The sequence below is a fragment of the Marinobacter sp. V032 genome (assembly GCF_052645435.1).
Window position 1 is genome coordinate 1337088 of sequence record NZ_JBQXYE010000001.1, and the last position, 17693, is coordinate 1354780.

At 57.3% G+C, this 17693-nt stretch carries 15 protein-coding genes; 3 read left to right on the forward strand and 12 right to left on the reverse strand.

The features are described from left to right. Positions 1 to 15: 15 nt before the first annotated feature. The 5 genes from ACUN9X_RS06115 to ACUN9X_RS06135 all read right to left on the reverse strand — a co-directional run bounded on the left by ACUN9X_RS06115 (position 16) and on the right by ACUN9X_RS06135 (position 4692). Positions 16 to 930 carry a branched-chain amino acid ABC transporter permease gene (locus ACUN9X_RS06115; RefSeq protein WP_260038956.1) on the reverse strand — a complete coding sequence of 305 codons (915 nt, stop codon included), beginning with the start codon at positions 928 to 930 and terminating at the stop codon, positions 16 to 18. Positions 931 to 937: 7 nt separating this feature from the next. Continuing rightward, positions 938 to 1816 carry a branched-chain amino acid ABC transporter permease gene (locus tag ACUN9X_RS06120; RefSeq protein WP_260038957.1) on the reverse strand — a complete coding sequence of 293 codons (879 nt, stop codon included), beginning with the start codon at positions 1814 to 1816 and terminating at the stop codon, positions 938 to 940. 77 nt (positions 1817 to 1893) lie between these two features. Continuing rightward, on the reverse strand, positions 1894 to 3144 hold the full coding sequence (locus tag ACUN9X_RS06125; RefSeq protein WP_445472495.1) for an ABC transporter substrate-binding protein: 1251 nt from the start codon (positions 3142 to 3144) through the stop codon (positions 1894 to 1896). An 89-nt stretch (positions 3145 to 3233) separates the two neighbouring features. Next, positions 3234 to 3959 (reverse strand): ABC transporter ATP-binding protein, encoded by a 726-nt coding sequence (locus tag ACUN9X_RS06130; RefSeq protein WP_445472496.1) that lies wholly within the window; start codon positions 3957 to 3959, stop codon positions 3234 to 3236. Then, on the reverse strand, positions 3949 to 4692 hold the full coding sequence (locus ACUN9X_RS06135; protein ID WP_260038959.1) for an ABC transporter ATP-binding protein: 744 nt from the start codon (positions 4690 to 4692) through the stop codon (positions 3949 to 3951). The genes ACUN9X_RS06130 and ACUN9X_RS06135 overlap by 11 nt, the downstream gene beginning before the upstream one ends. A 411-nt stretch (positions 4693 to 5103) precedes the next feature. On the opposite strand from ACUN9X_RS06135, the gene ACUN9X_RS06140 reads away from it, so the two are divergent. After that, positions 5104 to 5682, forward strand: coding sequence for a PhnA domain-containing protein (locus tag ACUN9X_RS06140; protein ID WP_445472497.1), 579 nt, complete (start codon positions 5104 to 5106; stop codon positions 5680 to 5682). A gap of 3 nt (positions 5683 to 5685) precedes the next feature. Here ACUN9X_RS06140 and ACUN9X_RS06145 read toward each other — a convergent pair whose 3' ends face one another. Further along, positions 5686 to 8430: an EAL domain-containing protein gene (locus ACUN9X_RS06145; protein ID WP_445472498.1), complete on the reverse strand. Its 2745-nt coding sequence runs from the start codon at positions 8428 to 8430 to the stop codon at positions 5686 to 5688. Between the two features lie 29 nt (positions 8431 to 8459). Further along, positions 8460 to 9509, reverse strand: a complete 1050-nt coding sequence (locus ACUN9X_RS06150) for a FecR domain-containing protein (RefSeq protein WP_445472499.1) — start codon at positions 9507 to 9509, stop codon at positions 8460 to 8462. Positions 9510 to 9627: 118 nt separating this feature from the next. Here ACUN9X_RS06150 and ACUN9X_RS06155 point away from each other — a divergent pair, with 118 nt between their 5' ends. Next, entirely contained in the window at positions 9628 to 11148 is a 1521-nt protein-coding gene (locus tag ACUN9X_RS06155; RefSeq protein WP_445472500.1) for a ShlB/FhaC/HecB family hemolysin secretion/activation protein, read from the forward strand. A 73-nt stretch (positions 11149 to 11221) separates the two neighbouring features. Here the strand turns inward: ACUN9X_RS06155 and ACUN9X_RS06160 are convergent, their stop codons facing one another. Continuing rightward, on the reverse strand, positions 11222 to 11779 hold the full coding sequence (locus ACUN9X_RS06160) for a hypothetical protein (RefSeq protein WP_445472501.1): 558 nt from the start codon (positions 11777 to 11779) through the stop codon (positions 11222 to 11224). Positions 11780 to 11976: 197 nt separating this feature from the next. Here ACUN9X_RS06160 and ACUN9X_RS06165 point away from each other — a divergent pair, with 197 nt between their 5' ends. Further along, entirely contained in the window at positions 11977 to 12432 is a 456-nt protein-coding gene (locus ACUN9X_RS06165) for an EVE domain-containing protein (RefSeq protein ID WP_445472502.1), read from the forward strand. A gap of 20 nt (positions 12433 to 12452) precedes the next feature. Here the strand turns inward: ACUN9X_RS06165 and ACUN9X_RS06170 are convergent, their stop codons facing one another. The 4 genes from ACUN9X_RS06170 to ACUN9X_RS06185 form a co-directional block, all read right to left on the reverse strand. Next, complete coding sequence (locus ACUN9X_RS06170; protein WP_445472503.1) at positions 12453 to 13265, reverse strand: alpha/beta hydrolase; 813 nt, start codon at positions 13263 to 13265, stop codon at positions 12453 to 12455. Continuing rightward, the gene (locus tag ACUN9X_RS06175) at positions 13265 to 14674 is read right to left on the reverse strand and encodes a flavin-containing monooxygenase (RefSeq protein WP_445472504.1); all 1410 of its coding nucleotides are present in this window, start codon (positions 14672 to 14674) and stop codon (positions 13265 to 13267) included. The genes ACUN9X_RS06170 and ACUN9X_RS06175 overlap by 1 nt, the downstream gene beginning before the upstream one ends. 88 nt (positions 14675 to 14762) lie before the next feature. Further along, positions 14763 to 16307, reverse strand: a complete 1545-nt coding sequence (locus ACUN9X_RS06180) for a SpoVR family protein (RefSeq protein ID WP_445472505.1) — start codon at positions 16305 to 16307, stop codon at positions 14763 to 14765. Then, positions 16304 to 17596, reverse strand: coding sequence for a YeaH/YhbH family protein (locus tag ACUN9X_RS06185; RefSeq protein ID WP_445472506.1), 1293 nt, complete (start codon positions 17594 to 17596; stop codon positions 16304 to 16306). Before ACUN9X_RS06185 ends, ACUN9X_RS06180 begins: the two co-directional genes overlap by 4 nt. Positions 17597 to 17693: the final 97 nt, after the last annotated feature.

A 17693-nucleotide genomic window follows, 5' to 3' on the forward strand; every position in this document is an offset into this window, starting at 1 on the left:
TTGGCACTAGCGGGATTAGCGTTTGCTGAAAATACGCTCCAGTTCGCCAACAATGCCCCGGCGGAAAGTGAGCACGCAGATCACAAAGATAGTGCCCAGGATGACCTGCACCCAGGAACCGAACGAGCCCAGCTCATGGCTGAGCGAGCCGACCGCCAGTGCGCCGACCACCGGGCCGAAGACGGTTCCGAGCCCGCCTACGAGGGTCATCAGAATGACCTCGCCGGAGGTTTGCCAGTGAGCATTGGTCAGAGCGGCAAACTGGAAAACCACCGCTTTGGTCGCGCCGGCAAGCCCCGCCATGGTGGCGGAAATGACAAATGCCTGTAGTTTGAAGCGATCAACGTCATAGCCCAGTGACAGAGCGCGTGCTTCGTTCTCGCGGATCGCCTGCAGCACCTCACCGAAAGGCGAGTGGATGGTGCGGTAGATAATGCAGAAGCCGGTCAGGAAGATCGCAAACACGAAGTAGTACATGGTCAGCGAGTCGTTCAGATTGATAAAGCCAAACAGCTCGCCGCGCGGAATGCCCTGCAGGCCGTTTTCACCGCCGGTAAAGGGCATTTGCAGGGCCATAAAGTAAATGATCTGGGCCAGCGCCAATGTGATCATCGCAAAATAGATGCCTTGTCGGCGTATGGCCAGATAGCCGAAGGCGACGCCCAGCACCATCGAAAAAGCGGCACCGGTAACAATGCCCAGCAGGGGCGGGAACCCCCAGGCCTTGATGACATAACCGGTGATATAGGCGGCCGCGCCAAAAAAGGCTGCATGCCCGAAAGACAGCAGGCCGACATAGCCCAGCAGCAGGTTAAACGCGCAGGCAAACAGCGCGAAACAGAGCAAGTCCATGACAAACACCGGGTAGGCAAAAAACGGTGCAGTCAGGCCTGCGACAAGCATCACGATCCACAGAATACGGTTGATCATCACGGGATCATTTCTCCTTGCCGAAGAGCCCGGCGGGCCGGAACAGTAACACCAGCACCATCAGGAAAAAGATGACAGTACTTGCTGCAGGGGGGTAAATCACTTTGGTCAGCCCCTCAACCAGCCCCAGTGCGAGGCCGGACAGAATGGCGCCCATTATCGACCCCATGCCGCCGATCACCACCACCGCGAAGACCACGATAATCAGGTCCGCCCCCATCAGCGGGCTGACGGAATAGATCGGCGCGGCCAGCACGCCAGCAAGGCCGGCCAAGGCGCAGCCAAACCCAAAGGTCAGGGTGATCATCAGCGGCACATTGAGGCCAAATGCCTGGGTCAACTGCGGGTTTTCAACCCCGGCCCGAAGCCGTGACCCCAGCCGCGTGTGTTCAATTACATACCAGGTGGCAAAGCACACCACGATCGAGAACACGATGGCGAACAGGCGATAAGTGGGGAAGTACATGAAGCCGAGGTTCAGCACCCCGCTCAGAGACTCCGGCTGGCCCGGGTAAGGCGTACCGGAGACATTGAAATAGTTGGAAAACAGCCCCTGCAGAATCAGCGTAATGCCGAAGGTCAGCAGCAGGCCGTAGATATGATCCAGTTCGTAGAGCCGTTTCAGCATGGTACGTTCGATTATCACGCCCAATATGCCCACAAACAGGGGCGCTACAATCAGCGAGGGCCAGAACCCGATCTCCATACTGATGCCAAACCACTCTTCGAGCATCGAGTAACCGATGAGTGCGATAAAGGCGCCCAACATATACATCGCGCCATGGGCGAAATTGATAATGTTGAGCAGCCCGAAGATGACCGCCAGACCAAGGCTCAACATGGCGTAGAACACCCCCACGTTGAGCCCCAGCAATGCCTGAGCCATGATCACCTGTGTCGACACGTCTGTTACTCCTTCACTCTGCCCGAAAAGCGGTTATGGTTTGGTGATATCCGGCGTACTTACTTGGCCAGAGCGCAAGCACTCTCAGCCAACGGGATGTAGGCATCCTTGGCCGGGATTTTTGATATCACGTTGAGCAGATCCCACTCTTCCTTGGACTCGCCCGGCTTCTTGGCCTCAACCAGATACATGTCGTGCAGCATCAGACCGTTGGACAGGATTTCGCCGTTCTTGACGAACATGTCGTTCAGTTTCATCTCGCCAAGTTGTTTGCGCACAGCATCAGAGTCATCCGTGCCTGCAGCCTTGACGGCGGCCAGGTAATTGCTGACAGACGAATAGACCCCCGCCTGAACCATCGTTGGCATGGCGCCATGGCGTTTGAAGAACTCACGTGACCACTTTTCAGCCTCGTCGTCCTGGTTCCAGACAAAGGCAGTCGTGAACTGAAGGCCTTGTGCGATATCCAGGCCCATGCTCTGAATGTCGGTAATGAACACCAGCATGCCCGCCAGTTTCTGACCGCTCTGGACGATCTGGAACTGGTTCGCCTGTTTGATGGCATTGACCGTATCCTGGCCGGCGTTGGCCAGACCAATCACGTCAGCGCCGGACGACTGTGCCTGCAGCAGGTAAGAGGAGAAATCATTGGTGCCCAGCGGTGCGTTGACGTTACCAACGACTTCGCCTCCCAGATCTTTGACGACTTTCGAGGTGTTGTCCTGCAAGGAGTGACCGAAGGCATAGTCGGCGGTAATAAAGAACCACTTTTTGCCCCCGTTATTCACGATGGCCGTGGCAGTGCCGACCGGCAGGGCGTGAGTGTCATACACGTAGTGAATGCCGTATTTGGAACACTGTTCCTCGGTGAGCGCTGTGGTGCCGGCGCCGGTGTTCATGGTGATGGTCTTCTTGTCTGACGCGAGCCCCTGAACGGCCAGCCCGACCGAGGAGTTATCCAGCGCCGTAATCATGTCTACCTGTTTGGAATCGATCCATTCCCGGGCGGTGCTGGCGCCTATATCCGGCTTGTTCTGGTGGTCGGCCGAGATGATCTCGATATTCTTGCCCAGTACCTTGCCACCGAAATCCTCGATCGCCATCTTGGCGGCGATAACCGCGCCGGGGCCTTCCAGTGATTTGTAAACGCCGGACATATCACTCAGTACGCCGATCTTGACCTTGTCATCCGACAGTTTGCCGTCGGCAGCGAACGCCGGCGCAGCGGCGAGGCTAAGCAGGCTGACGGCGCCGACGATACCCTTGAGTGTGTGTTTGATATTCAGATTGAGGTGAGTTTCGTTGAACATGTTCCTTGCCCCTTATTGTTTTTGATTTCCGGTTTGGTTCTACTTGCCAATCAAAGTCTCAGCTTACGAGCGGAATGCTGCACGCCGGATCAGACGCTCAGGTACTTGTTCAGCAGCTCTCGTTTTTCCTCAAGTTCTGAGGCTTCAATCTGTTCCACCACACAGCCATGCTCGATCACGTAATGGCGATCGGCCAGCGGTGCAGCGAAATGAAAATTCTGTTCTACCAGTACGATGGTGTAGCCCTTGTCCCGCAATTTGCGGATAACCGCATCCAGCGATTTCAGGATCACCGGGGCCAGGCCCTCGGTAATCTCATCCAGTAACAGCAGTGTCGCGCCCGTTCGCAGAATGCGGGCGATCGCCAGCATCTGTTGTTCGCCGCCTGACAGTTTCGAGCCCTGACTTGCACGCCGCTCCTTGAGGTGCGGAAACATGTCGTAGATCTCGTCGATGGACATGCCGCCTTCGGCCAGCTTGGGGGGCAGGGCAAGGTTCTCATCTACATTCAGACTGGCGTAGATGCCGCGTTCTTCCGGGCAGTAACCGAGCCGGCCGGCATGGGCAATCTTGTGGGTGGCCATGTTGATCACTTCAGTGCCGTGCACCTTGATCGATCCGGTGCGCGCCCCGACCAGCCCGAGAATGGCTTTCAGTGTAGTGGTACGTCCCGACCCGTTGCGGCCCAGCAAGGTGATGACTTCACCTTCGCGCACCGTCAGGTTCATCCCGTGCAAAACGTGGGACTCGCCATACCAGGCATGCAGGTTTTCAATTTTAAGGAGTTCCGGACCGCTCGCGTGGTTACTCGGCATCGGTTGTCCCCATATAAGCTTCCATAACGGCAGGATTTTGCGACACCGCGTCGTAATTACCTTCGGCCAGTACTTCGCCCCTGTTTAACACGGTGATGGTGTCAGCCAGGGATGACACAACATTGAGGTTGTGCTCTACCATCACGATCGTGCGGCCCTTGACGACTTTGCCGATCAGCTCGGTGACCGAGCCCACGTCTTCCGCTCCCATTCCCTGAGTCGGTTCGTCGAGGAGCATCAGTTTGGGTTCAAGGGCGATGGTGGTGGCGATTTCCAGCGCGCGTTTGCGCCCGTAGGCCAGCTCGACGGCCTTGGTTTCGGCAAATGCCCCCAGGCCAACCTGTTCCAGAAGGTCCTGGGCCCGCTCATCCAATTGATTCAGCACCCTGGTTGAGCGCCAGAACTGATACGACACGCCGAGCTTGCGCTGCAAGGCGATGCGCACGTTATCCCGGGCGCTCAGGTGGGGGAAAACCGCTGAAATCTGGAATGAACGGATCACGCCGCTCTGGGCAATGTCGGCAGGTTTGCGGCGGGTGATATCGGTGCCATTGAATACAATGCTGCCGGCACTGGGCGTGAGAAATTTGGTCAGCAGATTGAAGAAGGTGGTTTTGCCGGCACCATTGGGGCCGATCAGAGCGTGGATATGGCCTTCCTGAACACGCAGGTTGACGTCCTTAACCGCGGTAAAGCCTTTGAAGTCCTTGGTCAGGCCCCGAGTTTCGAGCATCCAGGACGCTTGCGGGTTTCCGTTTTCTGTATGGTCTTCAGAACGCACGCCATTCAAGTCGCTCACTACAAAGGACCTCGGTCAATGCGACCTGAGCGCGGGAGGGAGGTCCTGCTCAAGTCATTATTATTGTTAGTAAAAGCGGGTGTTGCTGAACCGGGCTGATCTCTGCAGCGAAACGTCTGACAGCGTCCTGTGCTGTGCGGGTCAGTCATCAGTTATGGCGCCGAAGATGATTTCTGTCAAGAATGCACACTTAGACGTTTTGCTAAGACGCCGGTTGCAGATGCTGGCGTGACCTGACCTCGCCTGTGCCCGGGTGCCTGTGCCTGTTGTTTGTCCGGAAGACCGTGCCATCTGGTATTATCGCCGCCTGATATGCTTCCACCTCCATTCGGCCAGGAAAGACCCATGACCCCTGAACAGACCCTCCATGCCCGCAGTGAATCCAAGTGTGAACTGTGCGGTGCCTTTGACGGCCTGGTGGTGTACCCGGTGCCGCCGGATTCTGACGGCAGCGCTGAGCAGAGCATCCTGATCTGTGCAACCTGCAACGGGCAGATCGAAAACCCGGAGACGGTTGAGGTGAATCATTGGCGTTGCCTGAACGAAAGCATGTGGACGCCGGTGCCGGCAGTGCAGGTGGTCGCCTGGCGTATGCTGACCCGCCTGAGCGCCGAGGGCTGGCCGCAGGAATTGCTCGACATGTTGTTTCTGGATCAGGAAACCCAGGCCTGGGCAGAAGAGGGCATCGCGACAGCCAGCGAAGACGCCATTGTTCATCGCGATTGCAACGGCGCTGTGCTGGCCGCCGGTGATTCGGTTACGCTGACCAAAGATCTGAACGTCAAAGGTTCCAGCCTCACAGCCAAGCGCGGTACTCCGGTACGCAATATACGGTTGGTTCAGGATAACGCCGAGCAAATTGAAGGGCGGGTAGAGGGCCAGCAGATTGTCATCCTGACGCAGTTCGTCAAGAAAAATGGCTAGAGCCTAGCGGGCTGGCCACTTGGCCAGCCACTGATCGAACTGTTCCAGCGGCATCGGGCGGGCATAATGGTAACCCTGCACCAGATCACAGCCGGCCTGTTTCAGAAACGCTTCATCGCTCAGGGTTTCAACGCCTTCTGCCACAACCTTCAAGCCCAAATCGTGAGCCATGTTAATGGTCGAGCGAACGATCACCTGATTGGCCGGTGCTGTCTGGATATTTGAGACGAAGGATTTGTCGATTTTCAGTACCGAGGCATTCAGGTCCTGAAGATAGGACAATGATGAATAGCCCGTGCCATAGTCATCGATTGCCAGGGTTGCGCCGCTTTCAATCAATTCCCTCACCAGCTCCAGTGCCAGCATTTCGTTACCCAGCAGTGCTGTTTCCGTGATTTCGAATTCAACCTGAAAATAGCCTTTGCGGGCCCGCAACAGCTCTTTGAGGCCGGCGAAGAAGTTCCGGTCGTGAAACAGTCGGGCCGACAGGTTGATGGCAATCTGGCGCGGGCGCGCCAGCCGTTCCCACTCTGATTCCTGCTCAAGAATGGTATCCACCACCCAACGCGTAAGCGGAACGATCTGACGTGAATTTTCGGCGACCTCAATCAGCGTCGTAACCGGCACGAATTCCCGGTCGTTCGATGGCCACCTGAGAAGCGCTTCGCTGCCCACCGGGTGCAGCGTATCCAGGGTCAGTTTGGGCTGGTAGAACAGTTCGAATGCGTTGTTGCGGATGTGCGTGCGTATGGCCGGCACCATCTCCAGTCGGCGGACTGCGGCCTTGCCGTCAGCCTCGTTATAACAGCGCACCGCCACGCCTTCGGACTTGCCCATGCGCATGGCATCGGCCGATTGCCTCAGCAGCCGTTCCGCCATATCGGGTGCCGGCGCTTCGCTCTGGCTATCACCAGTCTCAACCGGTTCTGCCACACCGAGCGTGCCGGATATCTGAATGCTGTAATCGCCGCCATCAGCCGCAAACGGTGCCTCAAGTATCGTCAGCAGATGTTCGCAGAATTGTCGCCCTCCACCGGCAAAGCGCAGTCCGCAAAGCCATATCGCGAAGCCATCGCCGCCAATCCGCGCACTATAGCCAAGCTGGCCGATCTGCCCCTGAATGCGTTCTGCGACGGCGGTAAGCAAACGGTCCCCGGCCTGATGGCCATATGCATCATTCACTTCCTTGAAGTAATCCAGATCGAGCGAAATCAGACAGCCGGTTGGTTGGTGTTTAAGGCTGTCGTTTACGTGCCCGAAAAAGGCGGAACGATTCAGCAGGCCAGTCAGGGTATCGTGGCTGGCCCGGTAGGCCAGCTCCTTTTCGCGGGCAAGACGCTCTCGAAGGTCACGCAGCACAATGGTAAAGACCGGATCTGACGACAGGTCGAGCCGGCTGATGGTCGCTTCCACCGGAATCGCCGTGCCTTTCTGATTCAAAATCGTTGTGTCGAAAGGCTTGAGCGGGAGGTTAAACAAGCCTTTTTTCGCATCCGGTAGTCGCTGGTCAAGCGGTGTGCCCATAAGCGCGCTTTCCGGTATTTCACACAGCATCTGAAAGGCTTTGTTGGCGCGGGTGATGGTGCCGTTCTGATCGGTGCACAGGATGTAATCATTGGTTGTTGTCACGATCCGGTCCAGCAGCGCCTCGTTATCACGCAGGGAAACCTGTAGCCAGAGACGTTCCAGTGTTGCTGTGTCGAGCTTGGCCAGGCAGATCGCCACATAGACCATCGTGCTCAGGAGCACCGGTTTGAAAACATCGATCAGAAGATGCGCTTTGGCGTAGGCAACCAGAAACAGGCACAGCCATATGGAAGCGGCTATCGCCAGCCCCTGCAAACTGCGATACCAGCTCCATTTGTTGAAAAGCAGCGCGGATAGCATCCAGAAAATCACCAGCACGATACCTGACACAAGCTCACTGAGCTGGAATAAACCGCCCTGGCGGAGGGTCTGGGTGCCTAACGCCTGGATCACAACGCCGGGCAGAACCTTGTGTATCGGCGTTGCCAGATTGTCACCGAGCTCAATGGCAGTTGAGCCGATCATGATGTCCTTGCCCTTCAGTTTGCGCGGGGGCACCTTGTCATTCAGCACGTCGATCAGGCTGATATAGTCGAATGACTGTGGCGAAATGCTGTAGTCGATCCAGGTTGCCGTGTCGGACTGATTGGCCAGTGCGTTCCAGACGCCAGGATAGAAAGCGCCGTCCCAGCTGAAACCGGCGGACAGAAAGCGGACCAGGCCGTCAGAATCGGGGTACATGTTGACGGAGACCAGCTCGGCATTGCGGGCAAGCGCCGGCATCGGCTGCCGCAACATCAGTTCGGTATCATTCTGGGAACGACGTTGAACGAATACCGGCAACTTGACCGGTACGCTGGGGGGCAGGGCGTTGATGGCGTTTGCCAAGCGGGCATCATCTGCCGGGTTTGAGCGCGCGCTGAAATCCACATCGATCATCAGCGAGCGGATACCTGCGTCGCCCAGCGCTGCAATAGCACGAGCGTAGACGTCGCGGGGCCACGGCCAGCGCCCGATCGTATCAATACTGGAGGAATCAATCTCTACAATAACCAGGTCGCTTGGGACCTCACTCATAATAACCGCAATGATGCGGTCGCGGATGCCCGCCTCCGGGCGATCCAGGTTGCCGGTCCAGGACAGCAACAGGTAAAAGCTCCCCGCGAGGATGATAGCCAGCAGCGTTTTACCTGAGTGATTGGCACTAAAGCGTTTTAACATGCCCGCTCTGGGTGCTTGAGGAACCCGTATTAGTCATCGTGCTTGTCGTGACCTTTGCCTTTTCCTTTGTCATGACCAAAGCCGTATGCGTTGCCGTTATTGGTTTTGTCTTTTTTATCTTTTTTGTCTTTGCCGCTGCCGTCACCGCCGAAGTCCATATCGTCGTCGGAGCCGTCATCACCCCCGCCATTACCGATACTGTCGCCGCCGTTTCCAGTGTTACCGCCATTGTCGGTGTTGCCACCGCCGTTGCCGGTACTGCCACCGCCACCGCCGTTACCACCGCCTGAATTAGCATTGCCTGCGTTGCCACCGTCATCGCTGCCCGGGCTGCCACCATTGTCACCGGCGGTATCCGCTTCGACCTGCTGCTGGGTGGCGACTTCCGTCATGGTGTCCAGGGCAGAGCTGAAATCGTTGGCGGCTGCGTTGCCCTCTACCACTTCGCCCGGGGCTGCGGCAGCAGGCATGCCTTCACTGCGGCTTGAGGTCTTTGAAGGAGTTTGCTTGAACGACTTTACGCCGGCCTGGGAAGCACCTGCACCGGCGATCTCTCCCGGTGCCAGCATCTGGGTTTCACCGGACGCCAGATCCTCTATTTCCAGCGAACCCTCGGTCAGCGTGACCAGGCTGGAGGTATCATTGGACACAATGACAAAACGCGTTCCTTTAACGGTGGAGACCAGAAAGGGCGTTTCAACACTGAACTGATCCGGTTGCCGCTCGATGGTGTAGAACACAGTGCCAAACCACTGCTTGATCCGGGTGACCAGACCTTTCGGTTCACGATTGCTGGCTTTCAGGGAGATCTGCGACCCGCTTTTCAATTCAAATTTGGAGCCTGACTGCACCAGCACGGCTTCCGAATTGGCGGAGGTCTTGATGTCTGCCGGCGCAGGCAGAACCATGCCCGCGCTAACGGTTTGCCAGCTATCACCCGGATTGACACGGAACTGTACGGTGCCCGAAAGTGATTCAACGCGAACCGGTTCGTCAGCAAGAGTCGCCGCACTGATGAGCATCATGGCTGCGAATGCGAGCCCCAAAAGTGCTTTACTGCCAACAATGTATCTCATCATGTGATGGACTCCAGGAACGCCGGTGCTCAATTTTTCGTTTTTCAAACAAATTTTAACAACGTTACCGGCACTATGCCGCTAGTCTGACACCATAATAAACCGCCACGTGACGAGTTCCATGCGTTTAAACGTTATTTATTGTGTCTGCCTGATGTGGGCACTTATCGGCACGGCAGAGGCCGCCACTCGCCTGGATACCGTCATTGGCGCGGTCGTTTTTGAGGGGGTCACGGCGTTCAGTGCGAATCGTCTTTTGCCCTTGTATGAGGACAGTCTGGGCGAGTTTCCAGACGCCGCAAAAAGAGACGCCATCCGCCTGCGCGTTATTGCATTCTATACCGACCAGGGCTACCTCGAACCCGAGGTTACCGTGTCCCTGCACCCTGAAGCGGAGCAGATCCTGCGTGTTCAGGTCACGGAGCCATTTATCGATACCCTGCATGTTACGGGTGGTTCCGAGGAGCAGCGCAAAGCCGTGCGTCGCCAGGCTGAGCCGGTGATCGGCCGGGGGCCGGTATCGACAGCTGATATCGACCGCTTTGCCCGCGCCATCGAAAGCGCCACCGGCATGGGGCTGACGACCACCGTCGGTCCGGGTGCTTTGGGGCCAGCGGGTTATCAGCTCAACGTTGAGGTTGCCAGCCGGGTAGAAGGGGAACTGACCTACAGTGCTGAGGGCAGCCAGCGCCTGGGGCAACATCTGGTGGGCGCAAGTGTAAGAGTTTACGGCCCTGCTGAAGCCATTGGCGAGATGTACCTTTCGGCATTGCACACGGTTGATTCAGCTGGATATCGCAATGTGGACGGGGGGATCAGCCTGCCGCTATCAACCCGCAATGTGCTTTATGTGGATATCAGTTCAGCCCGGGCCGTGCCGCAGGATGAGACGACCAGCCCCAGTACGGTATACCGCCGCATGTGGTCCCGCATCCTGTGGAATCACGACCTGTTGTCGCAGGATGGGCTCGAAATGTCCTTCAATGGCGCGCTGATTTTGCGCGACTACACGCGGGAACGTGGCGATATCACCGAGATCGACGAGGCGCTGCGAATTGGTGAGTTGGGCGTGCGCACCTATTTGCGGGGGAATGGTCGAACGTCACGCATTGCGCTAAACGGACGCGCTGGTCTTGAGATTATGGGGGCCGCCCGGACCGGGGTGGATGCCGATGACGGCATTGATCTGGAGTTCCAGTATCTGGAGGCGGAATATACGCTCTGGCAGAATTTGCCTGCCGATTTCTCGCTGCGCTGGGATCTGGCCGGTCAGTATTCAGAGGATAATCTCCCTTATTCCCAGCGTTTCTCCATTGGCGGTAGTCAGTTTGCCAAGGCTTATGAGCCTGGCGAGTTCAGTGGGGATTCCGGTGCCGGGACTAAACTGGAACTGCGCAGGGGATTCAACACGACCCGCTATTTTGGAAGTGTCCGATGGGTGCCCTATCTTTACTACGGGGTTGCCGCTGCCTGGGAAAATGAAACGGATGACAGCGCTTCCGCTGCGGCCTCGGGGGTGGGGTTGCGGATGCTGACGAATCGCGCCGTCGCCTACCTCGAATTTGGCAAGCCATTGACTGTGGATTCCGAATACCGGGATGACAATCCACGGCTGACCGGGCGACTGACCCTGCAGTTCTGAGCCGTGCCCGGGGTCACGATTGAAGGCGCTGCCGTCAGCTTATGACGCCTTCAATCGTGCTGCAAAGCGGCGGTCAGAATTCGACCGTCACACCTCCCAGCAGACCCAGCTCGCTGTCATACAGATCGGCTTCAGCGAAGAGCTTGACGTTTTCCTGGATCGCATAGCGACCGGTGCCGGTCAGGCCAACGTAATCCAGATCGCCGGTGATCACCCGGGCACTGGCGCCCAGTTCCAGTTTCTCGTTCAGCTGATGCCGAAGGCCGCCGCGAAGACCCAGTGCGGTGTCGTCAACGTCGCCGTGATGGTGGTTGTGATCGTATTCCTGGTATTCCGCCGTCACGCCGCCCCACACATCAGTCTTTGCGTCCAGCCCGTGACGGTAGCCGCCGCCGATGTGCATCGCGGTGAGATCAATGTCATCTTCAAGGTATTTAAGACCACCGAAGGCGAAGAAGTGCTCGTCGAGGGCAAAGGAGCCACGGCCAACAACGCCAAGGTAGTCTTGGGAATCGAAATTGGGATAGAGCGCCAGACCACCTTCGAGGTAGTTATAGCTGAGCCCTTCTGCGGCAGCGAAAGTGGGTACCAAAGCGGCAGCCGCCACTAAACCCTGAAATGTTTTTTTCATATAATGCCTTCTTGGTTGTTCTTGAAATCACTGGACCGGCGTGATGCTGGCCTCAGGTTACCGGCACGTTACCAAGACACCAGATGAATGTGGCGTTACCAAGAGTTCAGGGAGCCTGCATCAAGTTTTGAAAACCTCACAACACGCGCAGCCGATACGCTGCAAGCACCCGACCTTGTCAACAAAAGGAACAAACCATGGCCTGCTGGCTGGTAAAGAGTGAACCGTCTGAATGCAGCATCGATGATTTCGTCGCGGCGCCGGACAGGACCATTCCATGGGACGGCGTGCGGAACTATCAGGCGCGCAACTTTATGGCACAGATGGCGGTCGGGGACGCGGTGATGGTGTATCACTCAAGCTGTCAGCATATCGGCGTGGCGGGCATTGTCAGAGTGGTGCGGGCGGCCTACCCGGACCCGACCCAGTTCAATAGTGAGTCGCCGTATCACGACCCCAAAAGCACGCCCGAAAAACCCAGGTGGCAAGCCGTTGATCTGCAGTTCGAGCGCAAGCTACCCGAGTTGATACCGCTGCAGGCGATCAAGGCGGCGCCGGCGCTATCGGACTTCCCGCTGGTGCGTCGTGGAATGCGTTTGTCGGTGATGCCGGTTACCCAGGCGCAGTGGCAGGCGATTCTGGCGCTGGGTTGAGCTTCGCTGCATTCGCACTGTCAGGGATGGTACCCGCCGGTATGTTTTTCCAGCCATTTCAATGTCCGGTTTGCGACGCTGTCCCAGCCGGGCTCACCCAGCAACCAGTGGGCATGCTCCGGGTACTCCCAGTATTCCAGTCGTGAGTCGTACCACTTGGCCATATTGCGGCTGACGCTGACCGGGACAATGCGGTCTTCCTGGCCGGCAATCGACAGCATCGGGCAACTGATAACCTCTTTATCGACGGTGTTGGTCTTCATCAGATTCAGTGGCCCGAACGCGACTTCATACACCACTCTTCCGGATTCATACACCAGGCCGTCAAGCACAGGTTGCTGCCGGTTCGCGGGCATTTTGTTGAGCACCAGATAGCGTGCCTCCGCATCGCTAAGCCGGAAAGGCTGACGCCGCAGGTTGGGGTGCAGAAAATGGCGATAAATACCGGGCACCGCCACTGGGCGCAGCGGAAACACCGCGCCGGGCGCCGCGCTATTGAGCAGAACCGCAGCCGCCAGAGGCACTTCGGTTGCCAGTTTCTGGGCAATCAGTCCGCCCAGGGAATGGCCGATCACAATGGGCGGTCGGGGCAGGGTTTCGATCACCGCACGGGCCGTGGCGACATAGTCGTGCAGCCGGGTTTTGCCGAGCAGGTTGAGGGTTCTGCGATCCGGGTCAGGGCGATGGCCCGGCAGGCGGATCGCAAGGCAGTGGTAACCGGCCGTGTCCAGCAGACGATGCCAGTGACGCCACACCGAGGGCTGGCACCACATGCCGTGTATCATCACGATGGTTGGTCGCGCAGGGTTTGAGGGCATATTGGACTCGCTCATCAGGCGCTCAATTCGGGTTGCGCTGATGGCTGTTGATCGCTTCGCGCGGGCTGGCGGAAGTGCTTGTAGCGCCCCGGCATGCCCTCCGGCGCTTTGCCGATATCAATGCCCGCCTGTTTCAGCCCCTCAGCCAGTTCCTTTCTGAACAGGTGATAGTCCACTTCCGTGGAATGCCGGCTGCCCTTGTCAAAATCCAGGTGCGGATGGTTGATCTCGTGGTCGATTGCCGCCGGCATATTGGCGGGCCGTTGATAGAAACCCAGTATCTCCTGACAGGCGAGTTTCGCCTGATAGTCTGCCAGCGGCCAGATGCAACCAAGCGGCTGAAACAGGCCGATAAAATACAGGTTGTCGTAATCCGCGTGCATCATCTTGCGATACAACGGCACCCGCTCGGCATGCTGAAAATCAATAAGTGACGGGTCAAAAAACGGAAAGGAAATCCAGAACCCGGTGCAGGCGACAATCATGTCGAACGCTTCCGTCCGACCGTCAGCAAACGCTACTGATTGGCCGTTGAGAGCCTGAATGGCCGGTCGCGGTTTTACCCGGCCATGACGAATAAAGTCCAGCAGGTCCGAATTGAGCGACGGATGATGACTCAAAACCGGCGTTGTGGGTTTGGGCAACCCGTAGGCTTTTGCATAGTCGCCCTGCAGCAACCGCAGCAGGTGGGTGAACAGGAATTGGCGCACTTTGCCCGGCAGCCATGAATTGCGTGCGCTCAGTACATCGGACGGCATGCCGAACATGAACTTGGGCAGAAACCATTGGGGGCTGCGGACGCTCAGGGCAACCTTGTCGGCCAAACGGGCCGCTTCCACAGCCACATCACATGCCGAATTGCCCGCGCCGATCACCAGCACCCGCTTGCCACGCCAGCTGTCATCCACGCCCTTGAAGTCGTGAGAGTGCATGAAAGTGCCGGTGAATTCGCCGGGGTATTCGGGATACTTGGGGTTCCAGTGATGGCCGTTGGCGACCATAAGATGGCTGAAGCTGGCTGTTCCGTCCTTGCCCTGTTCGTCGGTGTACTGCACCTCCCACTGGCCCTCTTCTGTGCGGGTGACCTGCTTTACGGTGTGACCGAACCGGATCTTGTCCATCACACCGAAGTGCCGCGCGTAGCTTTCGAAATAGGCCTGTAATTGCTTGTGGTTCGGGTAGGCGGGATAGTCTGCCGGCATGGGAAAGTCTTCGTATTCAGACCAGACTTTCGAGCTGATGATATGGGTGTTTTCGTAAACGCTTGAATGGCCGGTGCTGGAATTGAACACCCAGTTGCCGCCCACCTTGTCGTTCTTTTCAAACACGGTAACGGGAATGCCGGATTCAATGCAGTTTTTGGCCGCAGTGAGCCCGCTCGGGCCTGCGCCGATAACGCAGACGTGCTGTTGTGAAGATGACATGGAAGTCTGTCCTGTCGGTTATTGTTGTTATGAAAAGCTCATCGCAGTTTAGAAGAAAAATCGTAACCAGGTGACGGCCAAGCCTGATTTATTCACCGCCAATTGGCTGAACCGGGCAGTGAAATTCTTCCACCACGGTGCCGTCATCCACGCTTTCGAGATGCACGTTGAAGCCCCACATACGGTGAACGTGACGCAGGACTTCGTGGGTGCTGTCGCCCATCGGCACATTGTCCACCGGCACGTGACGCAGGGTCAGTGAGCGATCGCCCCGCACATCCACGTTCCACACCTGAATGTTGGGTTCGCGGAAGCTGAGGTTGTACTGACGAGCGAGTTTTTCCCGCAATTCCCGATAGCCCGGATCGTTGTGAATGGCGGTTACCCGGTAGACGTCTTCGTCCTCGTTATCGCGGATCGCAAACAGCTTCAGGTCGCGCATGACCTTGGGCGACAGGAACTGCAGAATAAAGCTCTCGTCCTTAAAGTTCTTCATGGCGAAATGCAGGGTTTCGATCCAGTCAGTGCCGGCATAATCCGGGAACCATTCCCGGTCTTCATCGGTCGGGCTTTCGCAGATCCGGCGCAGGTCAGTGTAGATCGAAAAACCCAGCGTGTACGGGTTAATGCCCGAATACCAGGGGCTGTCGAAGGGCGGTTGGTAGATGACGGCGGTATGGCTTTGCAGCAGCTCGAGCATAAAACCGTCTGTTACCAGTTTCTTCTCATACAGCCGGTGAATCAGGGTGTAATGCCAGAAACTGGCCCAGCCTTCGTTCATGACCTGGGTCTGGCGTTGGGGATAAAAATACTGGGCGAGCTTGCGCACGATGCGGATGATTTCCCGTTGCCAGGTTTCCAGCAAGGGCGCATTTTTCTCGATGAAGTAGAGCAGGTTCTCCTGCGGCTCATCAGGGTAGCGTTCCCGCATGCGGGAACGGGCGTCGTCATCAGCTTCATTGCGGGGGATCGTGCGCCACAGATCGTTGAGCTGGCGTTGCAGGTATTCCTCGCGGTCTTTCTGGCGCCGCTGTTCTTCTGCGGCTGAAATCGGAGAAGGGCGCTTGTAGCGATCAACGCCGTAGTTCATCAACGCATGACAGGAATCGAGGATGGATTCCACCGCATCCACCCCGTGGCGCTCCTCGCACTCGGCAATGAAGTTCCGCGCGAACACCAGATAATCGATGATCGCGCTGGCATCGGTCCAGGTGCGGAACAGGTAATTGCCCTTGAAGAAGGAGTTGTGGCCGTAGGACGCATGGGCGATCACCAGCGCCTGCATCGGCAGGGTGTTTTCCTCCATCAGGTAGGCGATGCAGGGATTCGAATTGATGACGATCTCGTAGGCAAGGCCCATCTGCCCGCGCTGGTAGCCTTTGGACGTATTGAGAAACTGCTTGCCGAACGACCAGTGGTTATAGCCGACCGGCATGCCGACGGAGCTGTAGGCATCCATCATCTGCTCGGAACTGATGACCTCGATCTGGTTGGGGTAGGTGTCCAGCCCGAACTCTTCCGCGCATTTGGCAATCTCCTCCTGATAGCGGCGGATAAGATCAAAGGTCCATTCCGATCCGGTTGAGATCGGCTCGGTCTGGGTGGTGGGCTTGTCGATAGTATCGTCGGTCATGCGGCTTTCCTCTCAAACAACTGGCGGAACACCGGATAGATATCACTGGGGTCCGAAATCTGCTGCATGGCAAAGTTGTTCGGGTCCTGGGCGAGAATCTTCTCGTACTCGTACCACAGCATCTGGTGATCCTGAGGCGTAATCTCCACATAGGAGTAATACTGCACCAGCGGCAATATCTGCTCCGCCAGAATCTTGCTGCAGATGGGCGAGTCATCGTTCCAGTTGTCGCCATCCGATGCCTGTGCGGCATAGATGTTCCATTCCGACGGCGAATAGCGGGCATCCACAATCTGCTTCATCAGTTTGAGCGCGCTGGAGACAATCGTGCCGCCGGTTTCGCGGGAGTAGAAAAACTCTTCCTCGTCCACTTCCTTGGCGCTGGTGTGGTGGCGAATAAACACCACCTCGATCCGCTTGTAGTTCTTCTTCAGGAACAGGTACAGCAGAATGAAAAAACGCTTGGCGATGTCCTTGTGCACCTGGGTCATCGAGCCGGAAACGTCCATCAGGCAGAACATCACCGCGCTGGTGGCGGGCTGGGGTTTCTTGATGTGCTGGCGGTAGCGCAGGTCGATTTCATCGATCCACGGGATGCGGCGAATGTTGTTTTTCAGCCGGTCGATCTCAGACTCCAACGCTGCAATCTGATCCTTGTGGCTGAATGCAGGGTCCGTCTCCTCCGGCAGCGCCTTGAGTTCGGCAAGCTGGGCTTCCAGTTCGCGGATCTTGCGTTTGCGGGCACCGCCCAACCCCAGCCTGCGTGCGTGAGCACCCCGTAGCGAGCGCACCACATCCAGCTTGGCGGGAATCCCCTGGGACGAGAACCCGGCCCGCTGGTATTTGAACGATTCGGTATCTTTCAGCTTCTTGCGGGCAAGGTTGGGCAGCTCGAGGTCATCGAACAGAAAATCAAGGAATTCTTCCTGGGTGATCTGGAAGGCGAACTCGTCCATGCCTTCGCCATCGGGGCTGGCTTTTCCCTGACCCTGGCCCCCTTCGCCGCCCTGGGGTTTGGGCAGGGTATCGCCAGTGACAAAGTCCTTGTTGCCCGGATGCACCATTTCACGGTTGCCGCCGGAACCATGGTGAAAAATCGGCTCCTGAATATCCCGCGACGGAATACTCACGCTTTCGCCCCGCTCAATATCGGTGATGGAGCGTTTCTGAACAGCCTCTGATACGGCTTTCTTGATGTGATGACGGTAGCGCCGCAAAAAGCGTTCGCGATTCACGGTGCTTTTGTTTTTGCCGTTGAGACGGCGATCAATGATATGCGTCATCCCCATACGAAACCCCGATGTAGTGGGGGTTGTTCCGAGCCTGCGATTGGCTGCGTGGGTTGCTGCGCGGCCTGCACCTCACATGCTCATGAACACCCCGGAC